This window comes from Streptomyces sp. NPDC044003 (assembly GCF_056435185.1).
The window spans coordinates 62,198-79,964 of sequence record NZ_JBWKFA010000017.1; the positions used below are offsets into that span (position 1 = coordinate 62,198).

Sequence of the window (17,767 nt, forward strand, 5' to 3'; positions counted from 1 at the left end):
TGAAGTGATCGGCTTCCGGCTCGACGAGGAGTACGAGGTCCTGCGCAAGACCGTGGAGGACTTCGCGCGCACCGCCGTGGCCCCGGCGATCGGCGACCTGTACAAGCGGGACGCGTTCCCCTACGACCTGGTGGCCGAGATGGGCCGCATGGGGCTGTTCGGGCTGCCGTTCGCGAAGGAGTACGGCGGCCAGGGCCGCGACTTCCTGGCGCTGTGCCTGGCGCTGGAGGAGCTCGCGCGTGTCGACACCTCGGTCGCGATCACCCTGTCCGCGGGTGTCTCGCTGGGCGCCATGCCGCTCTACCGGTTCGGCACGCCCGAGCAGAAGGAGCGCTGGATGCCGCAGCTCTGCGCGGGTGAGGCGCTCAGCGCGTTCGGGCTGACCGAGCCGGGCGGCGGCACCGACGTCGCCTCGCTCACCACGACCGCTGTGCGCGACGGCGACGAGTGGGTGATCAACGGGGCGAAATCGTTCATCACCAACTCCGGTACGGACATCACCCGGCTGGTCACGGTCACGGCCGTGACCGGGGTGCGCGCCGACGGCCGCCAGGAGGCCTCGACCGTCGTGGTGCCCGCGGGCACACCCGGTTTCGAGGTGGCACCGCTGTACTCCAAGGCGGGCTGGAACTCCTCGGACACCCACGAACTGTCCTTCACCGATGTGCGGGTGCCGGCCGGAAACCTGCTCGGGCGGGAGGGCCGCGGTCTCGCCCAGTTCCTTTCGGTGCTCGACGAGAGCCGGATCGCGATCTCCGCGGTGGGCGCGGGCATCGCGCAGGGCTGCGTGGACGAGTCCGTGCGCCACGCCAAGGAGCGGATGGCGTTCGGCCGGAGCATCGGCGCCAACCAGGCCGTCCAGTTCAAGATCGCCGACATGGAGGTGCGGGCCCACGGCGCCCGGCTCGCCTACTACCAGGCGGTGACGAAGATGCTGCGGGGCGAGCCGTTCGGGAAGGAGGCGTCGATGGCGAAGCTGATCGCCGCGAACGCGGCGATGGACAACGCCCGGGACGCCACGCAGATCTTCGGCGGCTACGGCTGTCTCAACGACTATCCGGTGGCCCGTTTCTACCGCGATGCCAAGGTGCTCGAGGTCGGCGAGGGCACGAGCGAGGTCCAGCGGATGCTGATCGCCCGCAGTCTGGGGCTTCCCGTCGCCTTCTGAGGACCGGCGTCCGCTTCCGGGACGGTCGCGCCGAGAAGGGAGGAGGGGGACACCGCGTGCGGTGTCCCCCTCCTCCTTGGGCGCGCCTCCGGCATCAGGCCGCCTGGCCGAGCCGTTCGGCGAGCATCAGGGTCGCCTGTTCACGCAGCTCGACCTTGCGGACCTTGCCGCTCGCAGTCATCGGGAAGGAGTCGACGACGGTCACGTAGCGCGGGATCTTGAAGTGGGCGAGCCGCCCGGCGCAGTACGCCCAGAGCGCGGGGGCGTCGATCGGCCGGGCGCCGTCGCGCAGCCGGATCCAGGCGATGAGCTCCTCGCCGTAATACGGATCGGGCACGCCGACCACCTGGGCGTCGAGGATGTCGGGGTGGGTGTGGAGGAACTCCTCGATCTCGCGCGGGTAGATGTTCTCGCCGCCCCGGATGACCATGTCCTTGATCCGGCCCGTGATGCTCACGTAACCGTCCTCGTCCATGACGGCGAGGTCCTCGGTGTGCATCCAGCCGTCCGCGTCGATCGACTCGGCCGTCTTGTCGGGCTGCCGCCAGTAACCCCGCATCACGGAGTAGCCGCGGGTGCAGAACTCGCCCTGGCGACCACGGGGCACGGTCTGCCCGGTCTCGGGGTCGACGATCTTGATCTCGACGTGCGGGCCGGCCGTGCCGACGGTCGACACCCGCCGTTCGAGGGAGTCGTCGGGGCGGGTCTGGCAGGCCACCGGCGAGGTCTCCGTCATCCCGTAACAGATCGTCACCCGGGACATGTGCATCCGGTCGACGACCTGCCGCATCACCTCGACCGGGCAGGGGGTGCCGGACATGATGCCGGTGCGCAGCGACCTGAGGTCGTAGGCGTCGAAGTCCGGGTGGTTGAGCTCGGCGATGAACATCGTCGGGACGCCGTACAGCGAGGTGCAGCGCTCCGCCTCGACTGCCTGGAGGGTCGCCGCCGCTTCGAAGAACGAGCCGGGGATCACCACGCACGCCCCGTGGCTGAGGGCCGCGATCGTGCCCATCACCATGCCGAAGCAGTGGTAGAAGGGCACCGGCAGGCAGACCCGGTCGGCCTCGGTGTACTCCAGCAGCTCGCCGGTGAAGAAACCGTTGTTGAGGATGTTGCGATGGGTCAGCGTCGCACCCTTGGGCAGACCGGTCGTCCCCGACGTGTACTGGATGTTGATGGCGTCGTCGGGGTGCAGCGCCGCGTCGATCTCGGCGAGCCGGCGCACCGCCCGCGGGTCGGGCCCGGCGAGCAGGCCGTCCCATTCCTCGCCTCCGATGACGACGGTGTGCCGCAGCGACGGGCAGCGCGGTGCGACCTCGGCGATCATGTCGGCGGCGTCGGTGGTGCGCAGGGTCCGGGCGGCGACGAGGACACGTATCCCGGCGTGGCCGAGGACGTACTCCAGCTCGTAGGAGCGGTACGCCGGGTTGATGTTGACCAGGATCGCCCCGATCTTCGCCGCCGCGTACTGGGTGAACACCCATTCGGCGCTGTTGGGCGACCACAGCCCGATCCGGTCGCCGGGCTCGACACCCAGGTTCAGCAGGCCGGCGGCGAGCGCGTCGGTACGGGCGTCGAGCTCGGCGTAGCTCCAGCGGCGACTGCTGCCGGTCCGGTCCACCAGGGCGTCCCGGTCGCCGAAGGAGGCGACGGCCCGCCGCAGGTTTCGGCCGATGGTCTCGTCGAGCAGCGGCAGGGGGTGGCTGCCACTGATGTGACTGGGCGGGGCGGGCGTCGTCGCGTCCGCCGACTCAATACGGTCCATCCCCTCAGGCTGGTCGCGTGGCGACACGGCCCGCATCTCGGTGATTGCCCTCTTCCACCAGGCCGTTCGTGCCTTTCCGACGGCACGAACCCCGCACGTTCGAAGAAGGGCCGGCCGCCCCGTCCGACCTATTCTGCGGTTGCCGAGCCCGACGGCCCCGCCGCGGGTACACACCCCCACCCCCGTCATCGAGCCTGTTGGGAGACTGCCTTGAAACTCGGCCTCGCATTCGCGGACTACGCCTGGGACGGCGGAGCGGAGCGCATGGCGGACACGCTCGCGACGATGGCCCGCACCGCCGATGACGCCGGATTCGACGTCATCGGGGTCGCGGATCACGTCTGGCAGGGCCCCCACATGGGCGGCCCCGAGCAGCCGATGCTGGAGTGCTTCACCACACTGGCCACGATCGCCGCGCACACCCGCCGCATCCGGCTGATGCCGATGGTCGCCGGGGTCCATTTCCGTTCTCCGGGCCTGCTGGCGAAGACGGTCACCACGCTGAACGTGCTGTCCGGCGGCCGCACCGACCTCGGCATCGGCGCCGGCTGGTACGAGGAGGAGGCGCGCGGTCTCGGCATCGACTTCCCGCCGCTGGCCGAGCGGTTCGAGCGGCTGGAGGAGACCGTCCGGATCTGCCGGAGCATGTGGGACGGGGAGCGCGGCGACGAGAAGCCGATCACGGGCCGCCACTACCGGCTGGACCGTCCGCTGAACGTGCCGCAGAACCTGACCCGGCCGCGGATCGTGATCGGAGGCGGCGGTGAGAAGAAGACGCTGCGGCTGGTCGCCCGCCACGCGGACGCCTGCAACCTGTACCCGGGCCCGGACCTGAGCGACAAGCTGGAGGTGCTGCGCCGTCACTGCGAGGCCGAGGGCCGCGACTTCGACGCGATCGAGAAGACCTGCATCATGCCGTTCACGCCCGCGGACGAGGCCGCCGCCGACGAGCTGGCCGGGACGCTGCGCCAGATCGCCCAGGCCGGCGTCACCCGGGTGATCGGCATCCTGGAAGGCAAGGACCAGGTGGGCCGCATCGAGCTGATCGGCGAGCGCGTGCTGCCCGCTGTCGCGGACGCCTGACGTCTCTCGTACGGGTCGGGGCCGGACGGCCCCGACCCGTACCGTACGAAGACCGGTGCCCGGCCCCGCCGACGAGCGGGGGCCGGGCACCGGTGTGTGCGGCGGGCCGTCAGTCGGGCAGCCGGACGGAGAGCGCGTGGTGGAAGACGTCACGCGGGTCGTAGGTCTTCTTCGCCCGCTGGAGCCGCGGGTAGTTGTCCTTGAAGTACAGGGTGTGCCACGGCACCCCGGAGGTGTTCCACTCGGGGTCGGCGAGGTCGGTGTCCGCGTAGTTGACGTAGCTGCCGTCGTTGGCGTCGTCCGGCACGGGCACGCCGCCGGTCCGTGCGTACACGTCGCGGTACATCTCGCGCACCAGCCGGATGTTGGTGTCGTCCTCCTCCGGGGAGGCCCACACGGCCATGTAGGCGGCCTTGAGGACCGAGTCGCGCTGGGCGGCGGCGGTGGCGTCCGGGGCGACGGCGTTCACCTTGCCGCCGTAGCCGATGAGGATGAGCTGCACGGGGCTCGCCTCACCGGTCGTCAGATGGCGGTACAGCGCGTCCGTCTGCTCCTTCGCGTAGCCCTTGCGCAGATAGGCGGCCTTGATCTTGATGCGCCGGGTGAAGGGGTCGCCCGGGTCGCCCCAGCCGGGGTACGACGACATGTACAGCCAGGGCCTGACCTGCTGGGAGACGAACAGCGGCTCGGCGTCCACACCCGCCGTGACCTCCTCGAAGAACGAGGTCATCAGCTTCTCGGCGTCCGGGGTGGCGTCGTCCATGTGGGCGCCGACGGTCAGCCCGAAGCCGGATCGGTGGGTGCCGTGGAAGTAGCCGGCCAGCGCCGCGTACGGCGAGTCGGGGTCGCTGTTGCGCTCGAACCAGGAGCCGAAGTTCGCCTGGAGGGTGGCGAACGCCTCCGGGGTCATCGACTCCCAGGACCACACCGCCATGCCGCTGCGCCAGGCGCCGGGCGCCTTCGGCAGCAGTTCGCCCGGGTCGTCGGAGCGGGCGTCGGGCGCCCTCATCCAGTAGCGGGTCACGACGCCGAAGGTGCCGCCGCCACCGCCCGTGTGCGCCCACCACAGCTCGCGGTGCGGGTCGCCCTCCTCGCGGGTCGCGACGATCGCGCGGGCGGTGCCGTCCTCGTCGACGACGACGACCTCCACCGCGTACAGGTAGTCGACGACGGCGCCGAGGCTGCGGGAGAGCGGCCCGTAGCCGCCGCCGACGATGTGCCCGCCGACCCCCACCTCGGGGCACTCGCCGGCCGGGATCGTCACGCCCCAGCCCTTGAACAGCACGCGGTAGACATGGCCGAGGGTCGCGCCCGCGTCGATGGCGAAGGCACGCCGCCCGGCGTCGTACCGGACGTCGGTCATCTCGGACATGTCGAGGAGGATCTCGACACCGTCGGTGGCGAGGTTCTCGAAGCCGTGTCCGCCGCTGCGGACGGAGATCCGCTTGCCGGCCGCCACGGCCTCGGCCACCGCGACCACCACCTGCTCGGTCGTGGTCACCACCCGCACGTAGTCCGGCTGCCCGACGAACCGGTGGTTGGTGCCGAGCACCATGCTCGGGTAGCGGGGGTCGTCCGCGGTGATGGTGGCCGCCGCGAAGGCGGGGCTGTCCGGCTCGGTCACGTCTCTCCTCCGTGGAAGGGGCGGCCGCCCGAGGCCTCGGGCCGGGCCGCCGAGGGGCCGCCACCAGCGTGGCCGAGGACCGCTCGGGATGTCTTCTCCCGCCGTGCGCTTCCCCCGTGGCCTGGCGTTCTTCCAGATTGCTCAAGGACCGGGCGTGGCCCGGATTCGCTTGTGGCCCCGGCCCGGCCGCTGGTTTCGTGGGGCGCCCAGGCCCGACGAAGGAGGATCCGTCACATGTGCGGCATCGCAGGTGCCATGGTCCTGCAGGGCGGCGCGGGAGTCGACGCCCGGGTGCTGGACCGTATGACGGCGACCCTGCTGCACCGGGGGCCCGACTCGGTCGGCACGTACCTCCAGGAGGGTGTCGGTCTCGGCTTCCGGCGCCTGAGCATCAACGACCTCGCCGGCGGTTCGCAGCCGATGTCCAGCGAGGACGGCTCCGTCGTCATGGTGTGCAACGGCGAGATCTTCAACCACCGTGAACTGCGCGCCGAACTCGTCGCCAAGGGCCATCGCTTCGCGTCCGACTGCGACGTCGAGGTCCTCGTCCACCTCTACGAGGAGGAGGGCACGGCGCTGCTGCACCGGCTCAACGGCCAGTTCGCCTTCGCGCTGTACGACCGCACGCGGCGCCGCCTGTTCCTCGCCCGCGACCACGTCGGCATCCTGCCTCTGCACTACGCGACGACGCCCGACCAGTTCGTCTTCGGCTCCGAGGCCAAGGCCGTCCTGGCCCACCCGGGCGTCGGCCGGGCGGTGGACCTCACCGGCCTCGACCAGGTCCTGACCTTTCCCGGCCTGGTCAGCCCCCGCACCATGTTCCAGGGCGTCAGCGCCGTGCGCCCCGGTCACTACCTCCTCGTCGAGGACGGCGACGTGCGCGAGGTGCGGTACTGGGACCTCGACCTGCCGCCGGCCGGCGAGCCCCAGGAGCACCCGGACGCCTACTACCCCGAGCGGCTGCGGGAGCTGTTGACCGAGGCGGTGCGGCTCCGGCTGAACGCCGACGTGCCGGTCGGCTTCTACCTCAGCGGGGGGCTCGACTCCTCGCTGATCGCCGGGCTCGTCGGCGAACTCGCGCCGCCGGCCGACTCGTTCTCCATCACCTTCCCCGAGGCCGAGATCGACGAGTCCGGCTATCAACGCCTGATGGCGCAGAAGGCCGGGTCCCGCCACCACGAGATCCCGTTCACCACGGACGACATCGTCGAGGGACTCGAGCGGATGGTGCGGCACGCCGAGACGCCGGTGAAGGAGACCTACAACACGTGCTCCCTCGCGCTGGCCCGGCAGGTGCGGGCGAGCGGCACCACGGTGATCCTCACCGGTGAGGGCGCCGACGAACTCTTCGGCGGCTACGTCGGCTACCGCTTCGACCGGCTCGGCCGCGGCGCCGGACGCTCCGCCGACCCGCTCGCCGACGCCCTGGAGGACGACGTCCGGCGCCGGCTGTGGGGGGATGCCGGGCTGTTCTACGAGCGCCCGTACCACGCCTGGCGCGAGGCCAAGCTCGCCCTGTACTCGGCGTCGGTGCGCGACGCGTTCGCCGAGGTGGACTGCCTGCGCGAGGCGCCCGTGGACCACGACCGGCTGGCCGGCCGCGATCCGCTGGCGCAGCGCTCGTACCTGGACTTCCGGCTGCGGCTCTCCGACCACCTGCTCTCCGACCACGGCGACCGGATGGCGATGGCCCACTCCGTGGAGGCCCGCTATCCGTTCCTGGACCGTGCGGTGGTGGAGTTCGCCACCCGGGTTCCGGCCCATCTCAAGGTGCATCCGCGGGGCGGCGAGAAGTACGTCGTGCGGCAGGCGGCCCAGGGGCTGGTGCCCCCGGAGATCGTCGACCGCGAGAAGTTCGGCTTCCGCGCGCCCGGCAGCCCGGCATTGCTGCGCGCCGGCACCGAGTGGATCAACGACATGCTTTCGCCCGCGCGGATCAGGCGGCAGGGCTACTTCGACCCGGCGACGGTGGAGCGGCTCCGTGCCCGCTACACCCGCGACGGCTTCGAGATCCATCCGCACTACGGCGACGACCTGCTGCTCACCGTTCTGACCTTCGGCATCCTCCTGGACACCTTCTCCCTGCCGGACCACCCGTGACGGGCCGGACGTCGGCCGGACGGGACCTTCCGGGACAGAGAAAGGAATCACGATGACGTTCGAGGCCATCCACGACCTGGTGGGGAGGGCGATCGAGCGCTTCCCGGACCACGTGGCCGTCGAGACGGCCGACGGCCGCCTCAGCTACTCCGAACTGGACGCGCGCGCCGCGCACGTGGCCGCGGAGCTGCGGGCCGCGGGCGCCGGTGCCGGCGCCTTCGTGCCCGTCCTGGTCGAGGACCGCCGCGACCTGGCCGCCGCCGTCCTCGGCATTCTGCGCATGGGCGGGGTGTTCGTGCCGGTGGACCTGGCCGCGGCGCCGGCCCGGCTGCGCGCGATGCTGCTCGACCTCGACCCGCGCTGGGCCGTGGTCGGCGACCCGGTCGACCCGGTGGCGCTCCAGGCGCTCGCCGAGGCGGCACCGGCCGCCCGTACCGTCACCGCCGGTCCCGCTGCCGAAGCCGGGGCGGTCGAGGCGCACCGGGCAGGCGCGGACGACCCGGCGTACGTCTTCTTCACGTCGGGCACCACGGGCCGGCCCAAGGGCATCGTCGGCCGACTCGGCTCGATCGCCCCGTACATCCGGTGGGAGACCGAGCTGCTCGGCGCCGGACCGGGCTGGCGCGTCGGCCAGCTGGTCTCGCCCTCCTTCGACGCCGTGCTGCGCGACCTGTTCGTCCCGCTGACCTGCGGCGGCACCGTCGTCGTTCCGCCGAAGGAGACGCTGCTCGACCCCGCGGCGCTGGCCCGCTGGACGGACGAGCAGCGCGTCGCCCTGATCCACACCGTGCCCTCGCTGTTCCGGGGCCTGGTCTCGGCCGCGATCGCCGGGGACCACACGCTCTCCGCGCTGCGCTGGGTGGCGCTCTCCGGGGAGCGGCTCGCACCGGCGGACGCCGAGCGGCTGTTCGGGCACTATGGCGACCGGATCCGGCTGCTGAACCTGTACGGGCCGTCGGAGACGACCATGACCAAGACCTTCCACGAGGTCACCCGCGCCGACCTGGGCCGCCCGTCGATCCCCGTCGGCCGGCCTCTTCCGGGCACCGAGGTGCTGCTCGTCGACGAGCGGGGCCGGCTCGCGGAGCCCGGCACGGTCGGCGAGATCCACCTGCGCACCCCCGACCGCACGCTGGGCTACCACCGGCGTGCCGAGGAGACCGCCCGGGTCTTCGTGCCCCACCCGGTCACCGGCGACCCGGCGGACGTCGTCTACCGCACCGGTGACTTCGGCCGCCTGCTGGACGACGGCAGCCTGGAGTTCCTCGGCCGCAAGGACCACCAGGTCAAGATCGGCGGCGTCCGGGTCGAGCTGGAGGGCGTCGAGAGCGTGCTGCGCGCGCATCCGGACGTCGCCGACGCGGCCGTGGTCGCCGGCGACGAGGACGGCGCCGCCTACCTGTGCGCCTATCTGGAGCTGCGGGAACCGGCCGGGGAGACCCTGCCCGAGGGGTTCGAGCAGCGGCTGCGTGCCCACCTCCGCGAGCGGCTGCCGGACGGCGCGGTGCCGGCCCTGTTCGTCCCGCTGGCCGAACTGCCCCGCACGCTCAGCGGCAAGACCGACCGCAAGGCGCTGCCGGCGCCCGTCCGGCGCGCCGCCGGGGGCGCGGGCGGCGAGCCGCCGCGCACCGCGACCGAGCGGACCGTCGCCGAGCTGTGGCTGGCGACGCTGCCCGTGACCGGCGTCGGCCGGAACGACGACTTCTTCGCGTCCGGCGGCACGTCGCTGCTCGTCGTCGAGCTGCTCAGCCGGGTGAACCGTACCTTCCGCGTCGCGGTGCCGCTGCGGGACTTCCTCCTGTCACCGACGGTCGCGACCCTGGCCGCGGCGGTCGAGCAGGAGCTGCTCGCGGCCGACGCCCCGCTCGACGACCTCTTCGCCATCTAGGGACCGCCGATGACCACGCACCTCGCCCAGCCGACCACCGCCGCCGGCCTCCCGGCCGCCGAGCGGTCCTGCGTCCGCTGCGGCATCAGCAGCCGCTACCCCGGCCTCGTCTTCGACTCCGACGGGGTCTGCGACCTGTGCACCCGGTACGCGGAACACGGCACCGAGATCGACGCCTGGTTCGGGGACGTCGACCGGTTCGTCGAGCTCGTCCGGGGCCGGGCGGAGGCCCGCGGCTCCGCCTACGACTGTCTGCTGCTCTACAGCGGTGGCAAGGACAGCAGTTACGTGCTGTACCGGCTGATCGACCTCGGCCTGCGGGTGCGGACCTTCACCTTCGACAACGGGTTCATCTCCAAGACCGCGCTGCGGAACGTGGAGACGATCACCTCCGAGCTGGGGATCGAGCACGTCACCGCCACCCACGCCGACCAGAACGCGGTGTTCCTGCGCAGCCTCCAGCAGCACAAGAGCGTGTGCAACGGCTGCTTCCGCTCGCTGCTCGACCTGAGCACCCAGCACGCCCACGACCTGGGCGTCCCGACCATCGTTACCGGTCTGTCGCGCGGTCAGATCATGGACGAGCGGCTGACCTGGTTCCACCGTCAGGGCATCTTCGACCCGGCCGAGATCGAGCCGCGGCTGCGGGAGGGCCGGCAGGTCTACCACCAGGCGGGCGGGGCCGTCTCCGCGGAGGTGGTCGACTCGGTGGAGGTCGTCGACTTCTACCGCTACAGCGACGTCACCAAGGACGGCATCCGCGCGCTGCTGCGTGAACGCTCCGACCTGTGGGCGCAGCCCGGCGACACCGGCTTCTGCAGCTCCAACTGCATGATCAACGACGCGGGGGTGCTGGTGCACTCCCGTGAACGGGGCTTCCACAACTACGAGGCCCCCACCCGCTGGGAGGTGCGCCTGGGCCACCTGGACCGGGCGGAGGCGGACGAGGAGCTGCGCACACCGGCGGCGACACCGCGGGTGCGCAAGATGCTGCTGCAGATCGGTTACCCGCTGCCGGAGGAGGGCGTCACCCGGCCGCCGGCCGAGGCGCCGGTGGCCGAGCGGACCTCTCCCCCGGCCCCGTCCCCCGCCGGCTCGGCCGTCCGGGCCGCGCGGCGGGCACCGCTGACGCCCGCTCAGCGCGAGGCGCTCGGGCGCGGAACGGAGGCACCGGGCCGCCGGGCCAGGGCCCTGCTCCTGCAGACCTCGGGGCCGGCGGACAGCGCCCTGGCGCGCCGGGCGACGCTGCGGTTGCTGCTGCACCACGAGGCGCTGCGGCTGCGGTTCGTGCGGCGCGGCGAGACGTGGGAGCAGTACGACGCCGGTCCGGCAGGAGCCGTCCCGGTGCTGCGTCTGGACGCGTCCGGACGAGACGCGGCCGCCGAGGCGGAGCTGGTGGGCACCGCCGTGGACCGGCTGCGTTCCCGGCTCGACCTCGCCGACGGGCCGCTGTTGCAGGTCGCGCTGGTCGACCGGGGCGAGCTGCCGGCCCGGCTGCTGCTGGTCGTCCACGAGCTGGTCGCCGACACCCGTTCCTGGCGGGTGCTGCTGCGCGACCTGTCCGCTCTGTGGGCGGGCGGCGGCGAGGCGGAACTCACCCTGGCGGACTCCTTCCTGGAGCGGGCCGCGGCCGTCGTGCCCGGCCCGGTCGTACCGGCCACGCCCGCGTCGGGGACCGGGGGGGATCCGGTGCGGCTGACCGTGGCCTGCGGCGCTCCGGCGAGCGCGACCCGGGTGGCCGGGGCGCTGGCGGCGGTCCTCACCGACCTGGGTGACGCGCCGGACGTCGAGGTCCTCGACCACACCTCCGGGGAAGGCCCGGCGGGCATCGGCCGCTGGACCCTGGCGCAGGCACCCGCGTCGGGCGATGCACCGCTGATCCGGTACCAGCACTTCGGTGACCTGGACGCGCTGCTTCCGAATGGTTCGCCGTTCACGCGGGTGACGGCCGACGAGGCGGACTTCACCGTGCTGCCCGACACCGGTCGGGACGGCGTGAGCGTGCACGGCGTGGTCCGCGCGGGGGTGCTCCATCTGGACTGGTGGTGCCCGCCCGGCATGCGTGGGCGGCTGCTGGCCGCCGGGATACCGGAGCGGGTGGCCCGTCGGCTCACGGCGTCGCCATGACGGCTGCCGCGCCCGTCCCGGTCCGGACGCTCGGCGTCCTCGGCGGGATGGGGCCCGCGGCGACCGCGGAGTTCCTGCGGCTGCTGGCCGCACGGGCGCCGGCGGCCGACGACCAGCACCATCCGCGGATCGTGATGCTGTCGGACCCGTCGGTCCCCGACCGGTCCGCGGCGCTGACGGAGGGCGGCCCGTCGCCGCTGCCCGCGCTCCGCGAGGGTCTGGCGACGCTGACGCGCTGGGGCGCGGACCTGCTGGCCGTGCCGTGCAACACGGCGCACGTGTACCTCGACCGGTTCCGGGCCGAGCTCCCGGTGCCCCTCGTCCACATCGTCGACGCGACGCTGCGGGCCGCCATGGCGAGGAGCCCGGAGGGCGGCTGGCTGGCCGCCACGGCGGGAACCGTGGCCAGCGGGCTGTACCAGCGGCGGGCGGCCGAGCTCGGCTACCGGCTGATGCAGCCGGGGGCTGCTGCCCAGGGGCCGATCCACCGAGCGGCCGTGCTCGTCAAGGCGGGTCGGACGGACGAGGCGGGGCAGGTACTGGCCTCGGCCCTGGGCCCGCTGTGGCGCGAGGCCGCCCTGCCGGTGATCACGGCCTGCACGGAACTTCCCCTCGCCTACACGGCGGCGCTGCTGCCCGGAAACGCCACGGTGTCCAGTCTGGACGCCCTCGCCTCGGCCTGTGTCGACGCGCTGTACGCGACGCGGGCCCCGCGCACCACGCCGGACCTGCTGGCGGTGGCATAGCGGCGCGGGGCCCGGACGGTCAGATGCGGACCGTGAGGCAGTCGGGGGTCTTCGGGCCGGTGCCCAGGGCATACGCGTTGTAGTCGTCGAGGTGGCCCTGTGCCACGGCGGCGGCTTCGGCGAGGCGGGTGTCGATGTCGGCGTCGTGGGCGAGGACGTCCTCCATCGCCTCCATGAAAGCCATCTGGACGGCGTGGAAGGCGCCGAGGACGGCGCCGTGCGCCTCGGGCGGGCCGGCACGCAGTTCCAGCTGTTCGCCGGTGGCGCGGTGGTGCGGGTGCTCGTCGAACCAGCCCTCCTCCTCGAGGAGGGCGATGCACCCGTACGTGGCGGGGGCGGAACCGCTGGCACGGTGCCAGGCGGCGGCGGCGCGAGGGCTGTTGAGGTACATCATGAAGGCGAGCGCGCCGTCCCGGACGGCCTCGTCGAGGCCGTCGGCGAGCCACAGCGAGTCGCCGCCGATCCAGTTGCCGGCACAGGGCAGATCACCGTTGCGGGGCAGCACGCCGACCTCGAGGTCGAAGCCCGCTGCGGCCGCCGCCTTCACCATGTAGTTGGCGTCGAAGGAGGAGCTGAAGCGCAGGACCACCTCTTGGCCGGCGAGGGCCTGGAAGGTGCCGGCCCAGTCCTCGAGGACGTCGCTCTTGCGGTAGTGGCCGGCCCGGTACAGGTCGCGCCACCAGCGGACGTACGCCTTCACCGCGTCGGAGGTCAGGTCGAGGCGGGTCGCCCGGCCGTGCCGCCCGTTGCCCGCGTCGGTGAGCAGTGCGCCCTGCTGGGCGACGGCGTGCTGGAGGAACTTGCCGTCGACGGGCCAGGCGATGGCGTGGGCGGGGCCGTCGTCGAGGCGGGCGACGGCCTCGCACGCGGCTGTCGTCTCCTGCCAGGTGCGGGGCGCGGCGGCGATGCCGGCCCGGCGCAGCAGGGTGGTGTTGGCGTACAGCAGCATCGTCGAGAGGGTCATCGGCACGGTCGCGAAGTCGCCGTCGACGGTGTAGTACTCGCGTACGCCCGGCAGGAAGTCGTCCAGGACGACGGGCTCGCCGAGGATGGTGCCGCGTCCGGCGACGGCCTTCTCCACGGAGACGAACAGGGGCCGGCCGTCCGGGGTGCGGGCGTCGCGGGCGAGCTGCGAGGCCCCGGCGTAGTAGGTGGCGAGCGCGGGCGCCCGGCCTTCCGCGGCCGCCCGCGCGACGGCCTCGGGCAGCTCCTCGTAGGAGTGGCCGCGGATGTCGATGCGATAGCCGGGGTGGGCCTTCTCGAACTCCCGGGCGCGCTCCCGGATCGGCTCCAGGAAGTCGGGGAACGGGAACTCGGACAGCCAGGCCTCGATGACGACGACGTCGTCCGGGGCTCCGGAGTGCATGGGTCCTCCAGTGAGGGGGATCGGGGCGGACGCGCCGAGGCGGTCCGCCGCGCGGGTCAGGCCGTGACGACGGGGAGCTGCGTCCGCCGCGGGGCGGGCTCTTCGCCGGCCGGGGCGGCGGCGGGCTCGACGACGACCGGGGCGCCGTTGAAGACGGCGTTGCCGGACAGGGCGTCGATGGTGGAGTCGTCGGTGAGGGCATTGGCGTTGACGCCGGGGTACCGGGCCGCGGTGCGCTGGGTCGATCCGGCGTGTCCCCAGCCGTGCGGCAGGCTCACGACGCCGGGCATGATCCGGTCGTTGGCCTCGACCGCGACGACGAGGTCGCCGGTGGCGGAGACGATCCGGGCGTGGGTGTCGAGGCCCAGGCGGGTGATGTCGTCGGGGTGGACGTGCAGGGTGCAGCGGTTGCTGCCGCCCATGAGCGTGGGCACGTTGTGCAGCCAGCTGTTGTTGGAGCGCAGCTGGCGTCGTCCGATGAGCAGCATCGCGGGGGTCGGTGCGGCGAGCCGCTCGCCGAGGCGGCCGATCTCGTCGGCGAGCTCGGCCGGGGCGAGCCGGATCCGCCCGGATTCGGTGCTGAGCACCTCGTCGATGCGGGGCTTCAGCGGGCCGAGGTCGATGCCGCTGGGGTGCTTGCGCAGCTCGGCGAGGGACAGGCCGTAGGGGCCGAGGCGGAGCATCGCGTCGAGCATGAGCTCGGGTCCGCTGTCGCCGTCCAGCAGGGCCCGCGCCTCGGCGAGCTCCATGCCGTGGAAGGGGGAGCCGGGAATCTGGGTGCCGGCGCCGAGGAGCTGGCCGAGGACCATCTCGTCGACGAGGGACGGGTCGGCGTCGGCACCCTGGCCGGAGGCGATGAGGCACAGCCGGGCCATGATCTCGGCCTCGGAGAGCTGTCCGGGTTCGAGCGGCAGGACCGGCGGCGAGAACCGGGTGTAGTTGCGCACGGTGACGGTGAGCAGCAGCAGGTCGTAGTGCGGCATCTGCATCATGCGCGGCGGCGGCAGGATGACGTTCGCGTGCCGGGTGGTCTCGTTCAGGTAGGGATCGACGCAGACCATGAAGTCGAGCTCGTCGAAGGCCCTGCCGAGGCGGGGCCCGTTGGGGGCGGACAGGACGAGGTTGCCGGCCACGCACACCAGTGCCTTGACCTGGCCTTCGCCAGGGGTCTCGATCTCGTCCGCCAGGGTGGCGACGGGCAGGTCGCCGCAGGCCTCGGGCAGGCCGCGGACCCGGCTGTGCCAGCGGCCGGAGGTGAAGGGCCGCGGACCCCAGGGCACTTCGAGGGTGGCGGGCTTGGTGAACATCACGCCGCCGGGCCGGTCGAGGTTGCCGGTGAGGATGTTGAGGACGTCCACCAGGTACTGGGTGAGGGTGCCGAACTCGGCGGTGCTGGTGCCCATCCGGGTGTAGACGGCGGCGGTGGGCGCGGCGGCGAGGTCGCGGGCGAGGCGCCGGATCGTCTCGGCGGGCACGCCGGTCGGCCCTGCGACGGCCTCGGGGCCGAACGGGGCGGCGTGGGCGCGCAGCTCCTCGAGGCCCTCCACGTCGAGGCGCACGGTGGCGAGGTCCTCGGCGAGCAGGGTGTGCACCATCGCGAAGAGCAGCAGGGCGTCGGTGCCGGGGCGGACGAAGACGTGTTCGTCGGCGAGGTCGGCGGTGCGGGTACGGCGGGGGTCGACGACGACGATCCGGCCGCCGCGGGCCCGTATCGCCTTGAGCCGGCCGGGGAAGTCGGGGGCGGCGCACAGCGAGCCGTGGGACTCGGCCGGGTTGGCGCCGATGACCATCAGGTGGTCGGTGCGGTCGAGGTCGGGTACGGAGATCGCCGTGGCGTTGCCGAAGAGCAGGCCGACGGCGACGTGCTTGGGCATCTGGTCGATGGTGCTGGCGCTGTACAGGTTGGTGGTGCCGAGCGACATCGAGAGCGGGCCGCGGTAGAAGATGCCGCCCATGGTGTGGAAGGTGGGGTTGCCGAAATACGCGGCGAGGGCCTGGCGCCCGTGCTTCTCGACGACACCCATGAGGCCCTGCTCCACGGCCCGGAACGCCTCGTCCCAGGTGGCCTCGCGCCACTGGTCGCCGGTGCGGATCATCGGGACGCGCAGCCGGTCGGGGTCCTCGTCGATACGGCCGAGGCTCGCGCCCTTGGGGCATATGTAGCCGCGGGAGAACGGGTCGTCGGCGTCCCCGCGCACGCCGGTGACGCGGTCGGCCTCGTCGAGTTCGACCTTCAGGCCGCAGACGGCGTCGCAGACGGGGCAGGAGCGGTGCGCGGTTCTCAACGGAACTCCAGGGACGTGGGTGTGAGGGTCCGTCACGGTGACCTCGGAAGGACCGGCCCGACAAGGCCGGACCGGGCGGCAGGCCGCCGCCCGAGGATCTCACCGGGCCGGGGCGGCGGGCATCTCCTGCTGTGCTCTCCTCCGGCGGTCCGGCCGCCGGGCGGGCCGGAAGGGCGTCCTGACGAGGCGCTGCGCAATCGAAGAGATGCCTGTCCCGAGCGACGGGTGCGACGCTGCGAGCTCCATGGCCGTGGGCCAGGTCCGGTCCGGCGCCGTAGGCGCGGGGCCGGCTCCACCGAGGCGGCTTTCGTCCCAGGCGTAAGGAATCCGCGCAGCATGACAGTCACCGCGAGTGCCCCCGAACGGACCGCCGAGGTGCCGGTGCCCGAGCCCGGCCTGACGCCCGACGCGATCGTGGCCCGGGCCGAGGCGCTCGCCCGTGGTCTGATCGGCCGCCAGGCCGAGACGGAGCGACGCGGTTTCTACGCCGAGGACACCCACGAGGAGTTCCGCCGGGCCGGCCTGTACCGGATCCTCGTCCCGCGGCGGTACGGCGGCTACGAGTTCGGCGTCGAGACCTTCATGCGCGTGGTGGTGGCGCTGACCCGGGGCTGTCCGTCGACGGGCTGGATGTACTGCCTGGGCGCGGCGCACGCCCACGCGGTGGCGACCCTGTTCGACGAGCGGGCGCAGGCCGAGATCTTCGCCGGCGGCGACTTCCTGTGCCCGTCGACGGTCGCCCCCAGCGGCACGGGCGAGCGCATGGACGACGGGCGCTGGCGGATCAACGGCACCTGGCGCTACTGCTCCGGCTCTCCCTATGCCACGCACTTCCTCGGGCACACCCTGGTCGACGACGGCACGGGCGAGCCCCGTCCGCTGCTGTTCGTCGCCCCGCGCGAGACGTTCACCCGGCTCGACGACTGGGGGGCCCAGCTGGGCCTGCGCGGCAGCGGCTCGCACAGTCTGCGGATCGACGACGGTCTGATCCCGGAGCACCTGACGCTGGACACCCACCTGAGCCAGGTCGACGTCACGGACGGGACGCCGGGCCGGGCGCTGCACGGGAACCCGACGTACGGCGGCGGGCCGCTGAGCTTCATGATCCTTGAGGACGCGGCGCTCGCCGTCGGCATGGCCAAGGGCGCTCTCGACGCGTACGAGGAGCTGATGCGGTCGCGGCAGACGCTGTTCCCGCCGATCGTGCCGCGCACCGAGGATCCCGACTTCCAGTACTGGTACGGCGAGGCCGCCGGCCTGGTGCATGCCGCCGAGGCGGGCCTGCTGGGCGCCGTGCGCCAGTGGGACGAGATCGCCGTCAGGGGTGAGGTCACCCCGGAGCACGAGCTGAAGGTCGCCACGCTGTGCCGTGAGGCGGTGCGGATGAGCTGGCGGGCCGTCGAGAGGTACCTCTTCCCGACCGCCGGATCCAGCGCCGTACGCGACGGTGAACGCATGGAACGCGTGTGGCGCGACATGTCCATGCAGCAGAGCCACGCGGGCATCTCCGTCTTCCTGTTCACCATGGCCAACCGCGAGCTCACGCGGACCCGCTTCGGCGTCGCCGCCGCGCACTGAGCCGCGCGCAGCACGCCAGGAGATGCGCCCCACC

Annotated in this window: 11 protein-coding genes; 7 read left to right on the plus strand and 4 right to left on the minus strand. The window is 72.8% G+C overall.

The features are described 5' to 3' along the window. Nucleotides 1–4: 4 nt before the first annotated feature. Complete coding sequence (locus AC07AW_RS38595; RefSeq protein WP_478820125.1) at nucleotides 5–1,168, plus strand: acyl-CoA dehydrogenase family protein; 1,164 nt, start codon at nucleotides 5–7, stop codon at nucleotides 1,166–1,168. A gap of 94 nt (nucleotides 1,169–1,262) precedes the next feature. On the opposite strand, the gene AC07AW_RS38600 is transcribed toward AC07AW_RS38595, so the two are convergent. After that, on the minus strand, nucleotides 1,263–2,936 hold the full coding sequence (locus AC07AW_RS38600) for an AMP-binding protein (protein ID WP_478820126.1): 1,674 nt from the start codon (nucleotides 2,934–2,936) through the stop codon (nucleotides 1,263–1,265). Nucleotides 2,937–3,146: 210 nt separating this feature from the next. Here AC07AW_RS38600 and AC07AW_RS38605 point away from each other — a divergent pair, with 210 nt between their 5' ends. Then, the gene (locus AC07AW_RS38605) at nucleotides 3,147–4,019 is read left to right on the plus strand and encodes an LLM class F420-dependent oxidoreductase (RefSeq protein ID WP_478820127.1); all 873 of its coding nucleotides are present in this window, start codon (nucleotides 3,147–3,149) and stop codon (nucleotides 4,017–4,019) included. 109 nt (nucleotides 4,020–4,128) lie between these two features. Here AC07AW_RS38605 and AC07AW_RS38610 read toward each other — a convergent pair whose 3' ends face one another. Next, nucleotides 4,129–5,643, minus strand: a complete 1,515-nt coding sequence (locus tag AC07AW_RS38610) for an FAD-binding protein (protein ID WP_478820128.1) — start codon at nucleotides 5,641–5,643, stop codon at nucleotides 4,129–4,131. A 234-nt stretch (nucleotides 5,644–5,877) separates the two neighbouring features. Between AC07AW_RS38610 and asnB the strand changes: the two genes are divergently transcribed. From asnB to cuyB, 4 genes are read left to right on the plus strand one after another with little or no spacing between them, the layout of a single operon-like run. Further along, a complete protein-coding gene (gene asnB, locus AC07AW_RS38615; protein WP_478820129.1) occupies nucleotides 5,878–7,743 on the plus strand; it encodes an asparagine synthase (glutamine-hydrolyzing) in 1,866 nt (621 codons plus the stop codon). Nucleotides 7,744–7,795: 52 nt separating this feature from the next. Beyond that, entirely contained in the window at nucleotides 7,796–9,631 is a 1,836-nt protein-coding gene (locus AC07AW_RS38620) for a non-ribosomal peptide synthetase (RefSeq protein ID WP_478820130.1), read from the plus strand. Nucleotides 9,632–9,640: 9 nt separating this feature from the next. After that, nucleotides 9,641–11,758, plus strand: a complete 2,118-nt coding sequence (locus AC07AW_RS38625) for a condensation domain-containing protein (RefSeq protein WP_478820131.1) — start codon at nucleotides 9,641–9,643, stop codon at nucleotides 11,756–11,758. Continuing rightward, complete coding sequence (gene cuyB / locus AC07AW_RS38630; protein ID WP_478820132.1) at nucleotides 11,755–12,504, plus strand: cysteate racemase; 750 nt, start codon at nucleotides 11,755–11,757, stop codon at nucleotides 12,502–12,504. The genes AC07AW_RS38625 and cuyB overlap by 4 nt, the downstream gene beginning before the upstream one ends. A 19-nt stretch (nucleotides 12,505–12,523) precedes the next feature. On the opposite strand, the gene AC07AW_RS38635 is transcribed toward cuyB, so the two are convergent. Together AC07AW_RS38635 and AC07AW_RS38640 are read right to left on the minus strand one after the other, a co-directional pair. Beyond that, a complete protein-coding gene (locus AC07AW_RS38635; protein ID WP_478820133.1) occupies nucleotides 12,524–13,870 on the minus strand; it encodes an extracellular solute-binding protein in 1,347 nt (448 codons plus the stop codon). A gap of 56 nt (nucleotides 13,871–13,926) precedes the next feature. Further along, nucleotides 13,927–16,155: a molybdopterin-dependent oxidoreductase gene (locus AC07AW_RS38640; RefSeq protein ID WP_478820134.1), complete on the minus strand. Its 2,229-nt coding sequence runs from the start codon at nucleotides 16,153–16,155 to the stop codon at nucleotides 13,927–13,929. 336 nt (nucleotides 16,156–16,491) lie between these two features. Here AC07AW_RS38640 and AC07AW_RS38645 point away from each other — a divergent pair, with 336 nt between their 5' ends. Beyond that, nucleotides 16,492–17,733: an acyl-CoA dehydrogenase family protein gene (locus AC07AW_RS38645; protein WP_478820135.1), complete on the plus strand. Its 1,242-nt coding sequence runs from the start codon at nucleotides 16,492–16,494 to the stop codon at nucleotides 17,731–17,733. The last annotated feature ends 34 nt before the right edge of the window (nucleotides 17,734–17,767 follow it).

What these genes read in the sequence shown, in the direction of transcription:
- AC07AW_RS38600 (WP_478820126.1), bottom strand. Translation starts at nt 2,936, where the DNA reads ATGGACCGTATTGAGTCGGCGGACGCGACGACGCCCGCCCCGCCCAGT.
- asnB (WP_478820129.1), top strand. Translation starts at nt 5,878, where the DNA reads ATGTGCGGCATCGCAGGTGCCATGGTCCTGCAGGGCGGCGCGGGAGTC.
- AC07AW_RS38620 (WP_478820130.1), top strand. Translation starts at nt 7,796, where the DNA reads ATGACGTTCGAGGCCATCCACGACCTGGTGGGGAGGGCGATCGAGCGC.
- AC07AW_RS38625 (WP_478820131.1), top strand. Translation starts at nt 9,641, where the DNA reads ATGACCACGCACCTCGCCCAGCCGACCACCGCCGCCGGCCTCCCGGCC.
- cuyB (WP_478820132.1), top strand. Translation starts at nt 11,755, where the DNA reads ATGACGGCTGCCGCGCCCGTCCCGGTCCGGACGCTCGGCGTCCTCGGC.
- AC07AW_RS38635 (WP_478820133.1), bottom strand. Translation starts at nt 13,870, where the DNA reads ATGCACTCCGGAGCCCCGGACGACGTCGTCGTCATCGAGGCCTGGCTG.
- AC07AW_RS38645 (WP_478820135.1), top strand. Translation starts at nt 16,492, where the DNA reads ATGACAGTCACCGCGAGTGCCCCCGAACGGACCGCCGAGGTGCCGGTG.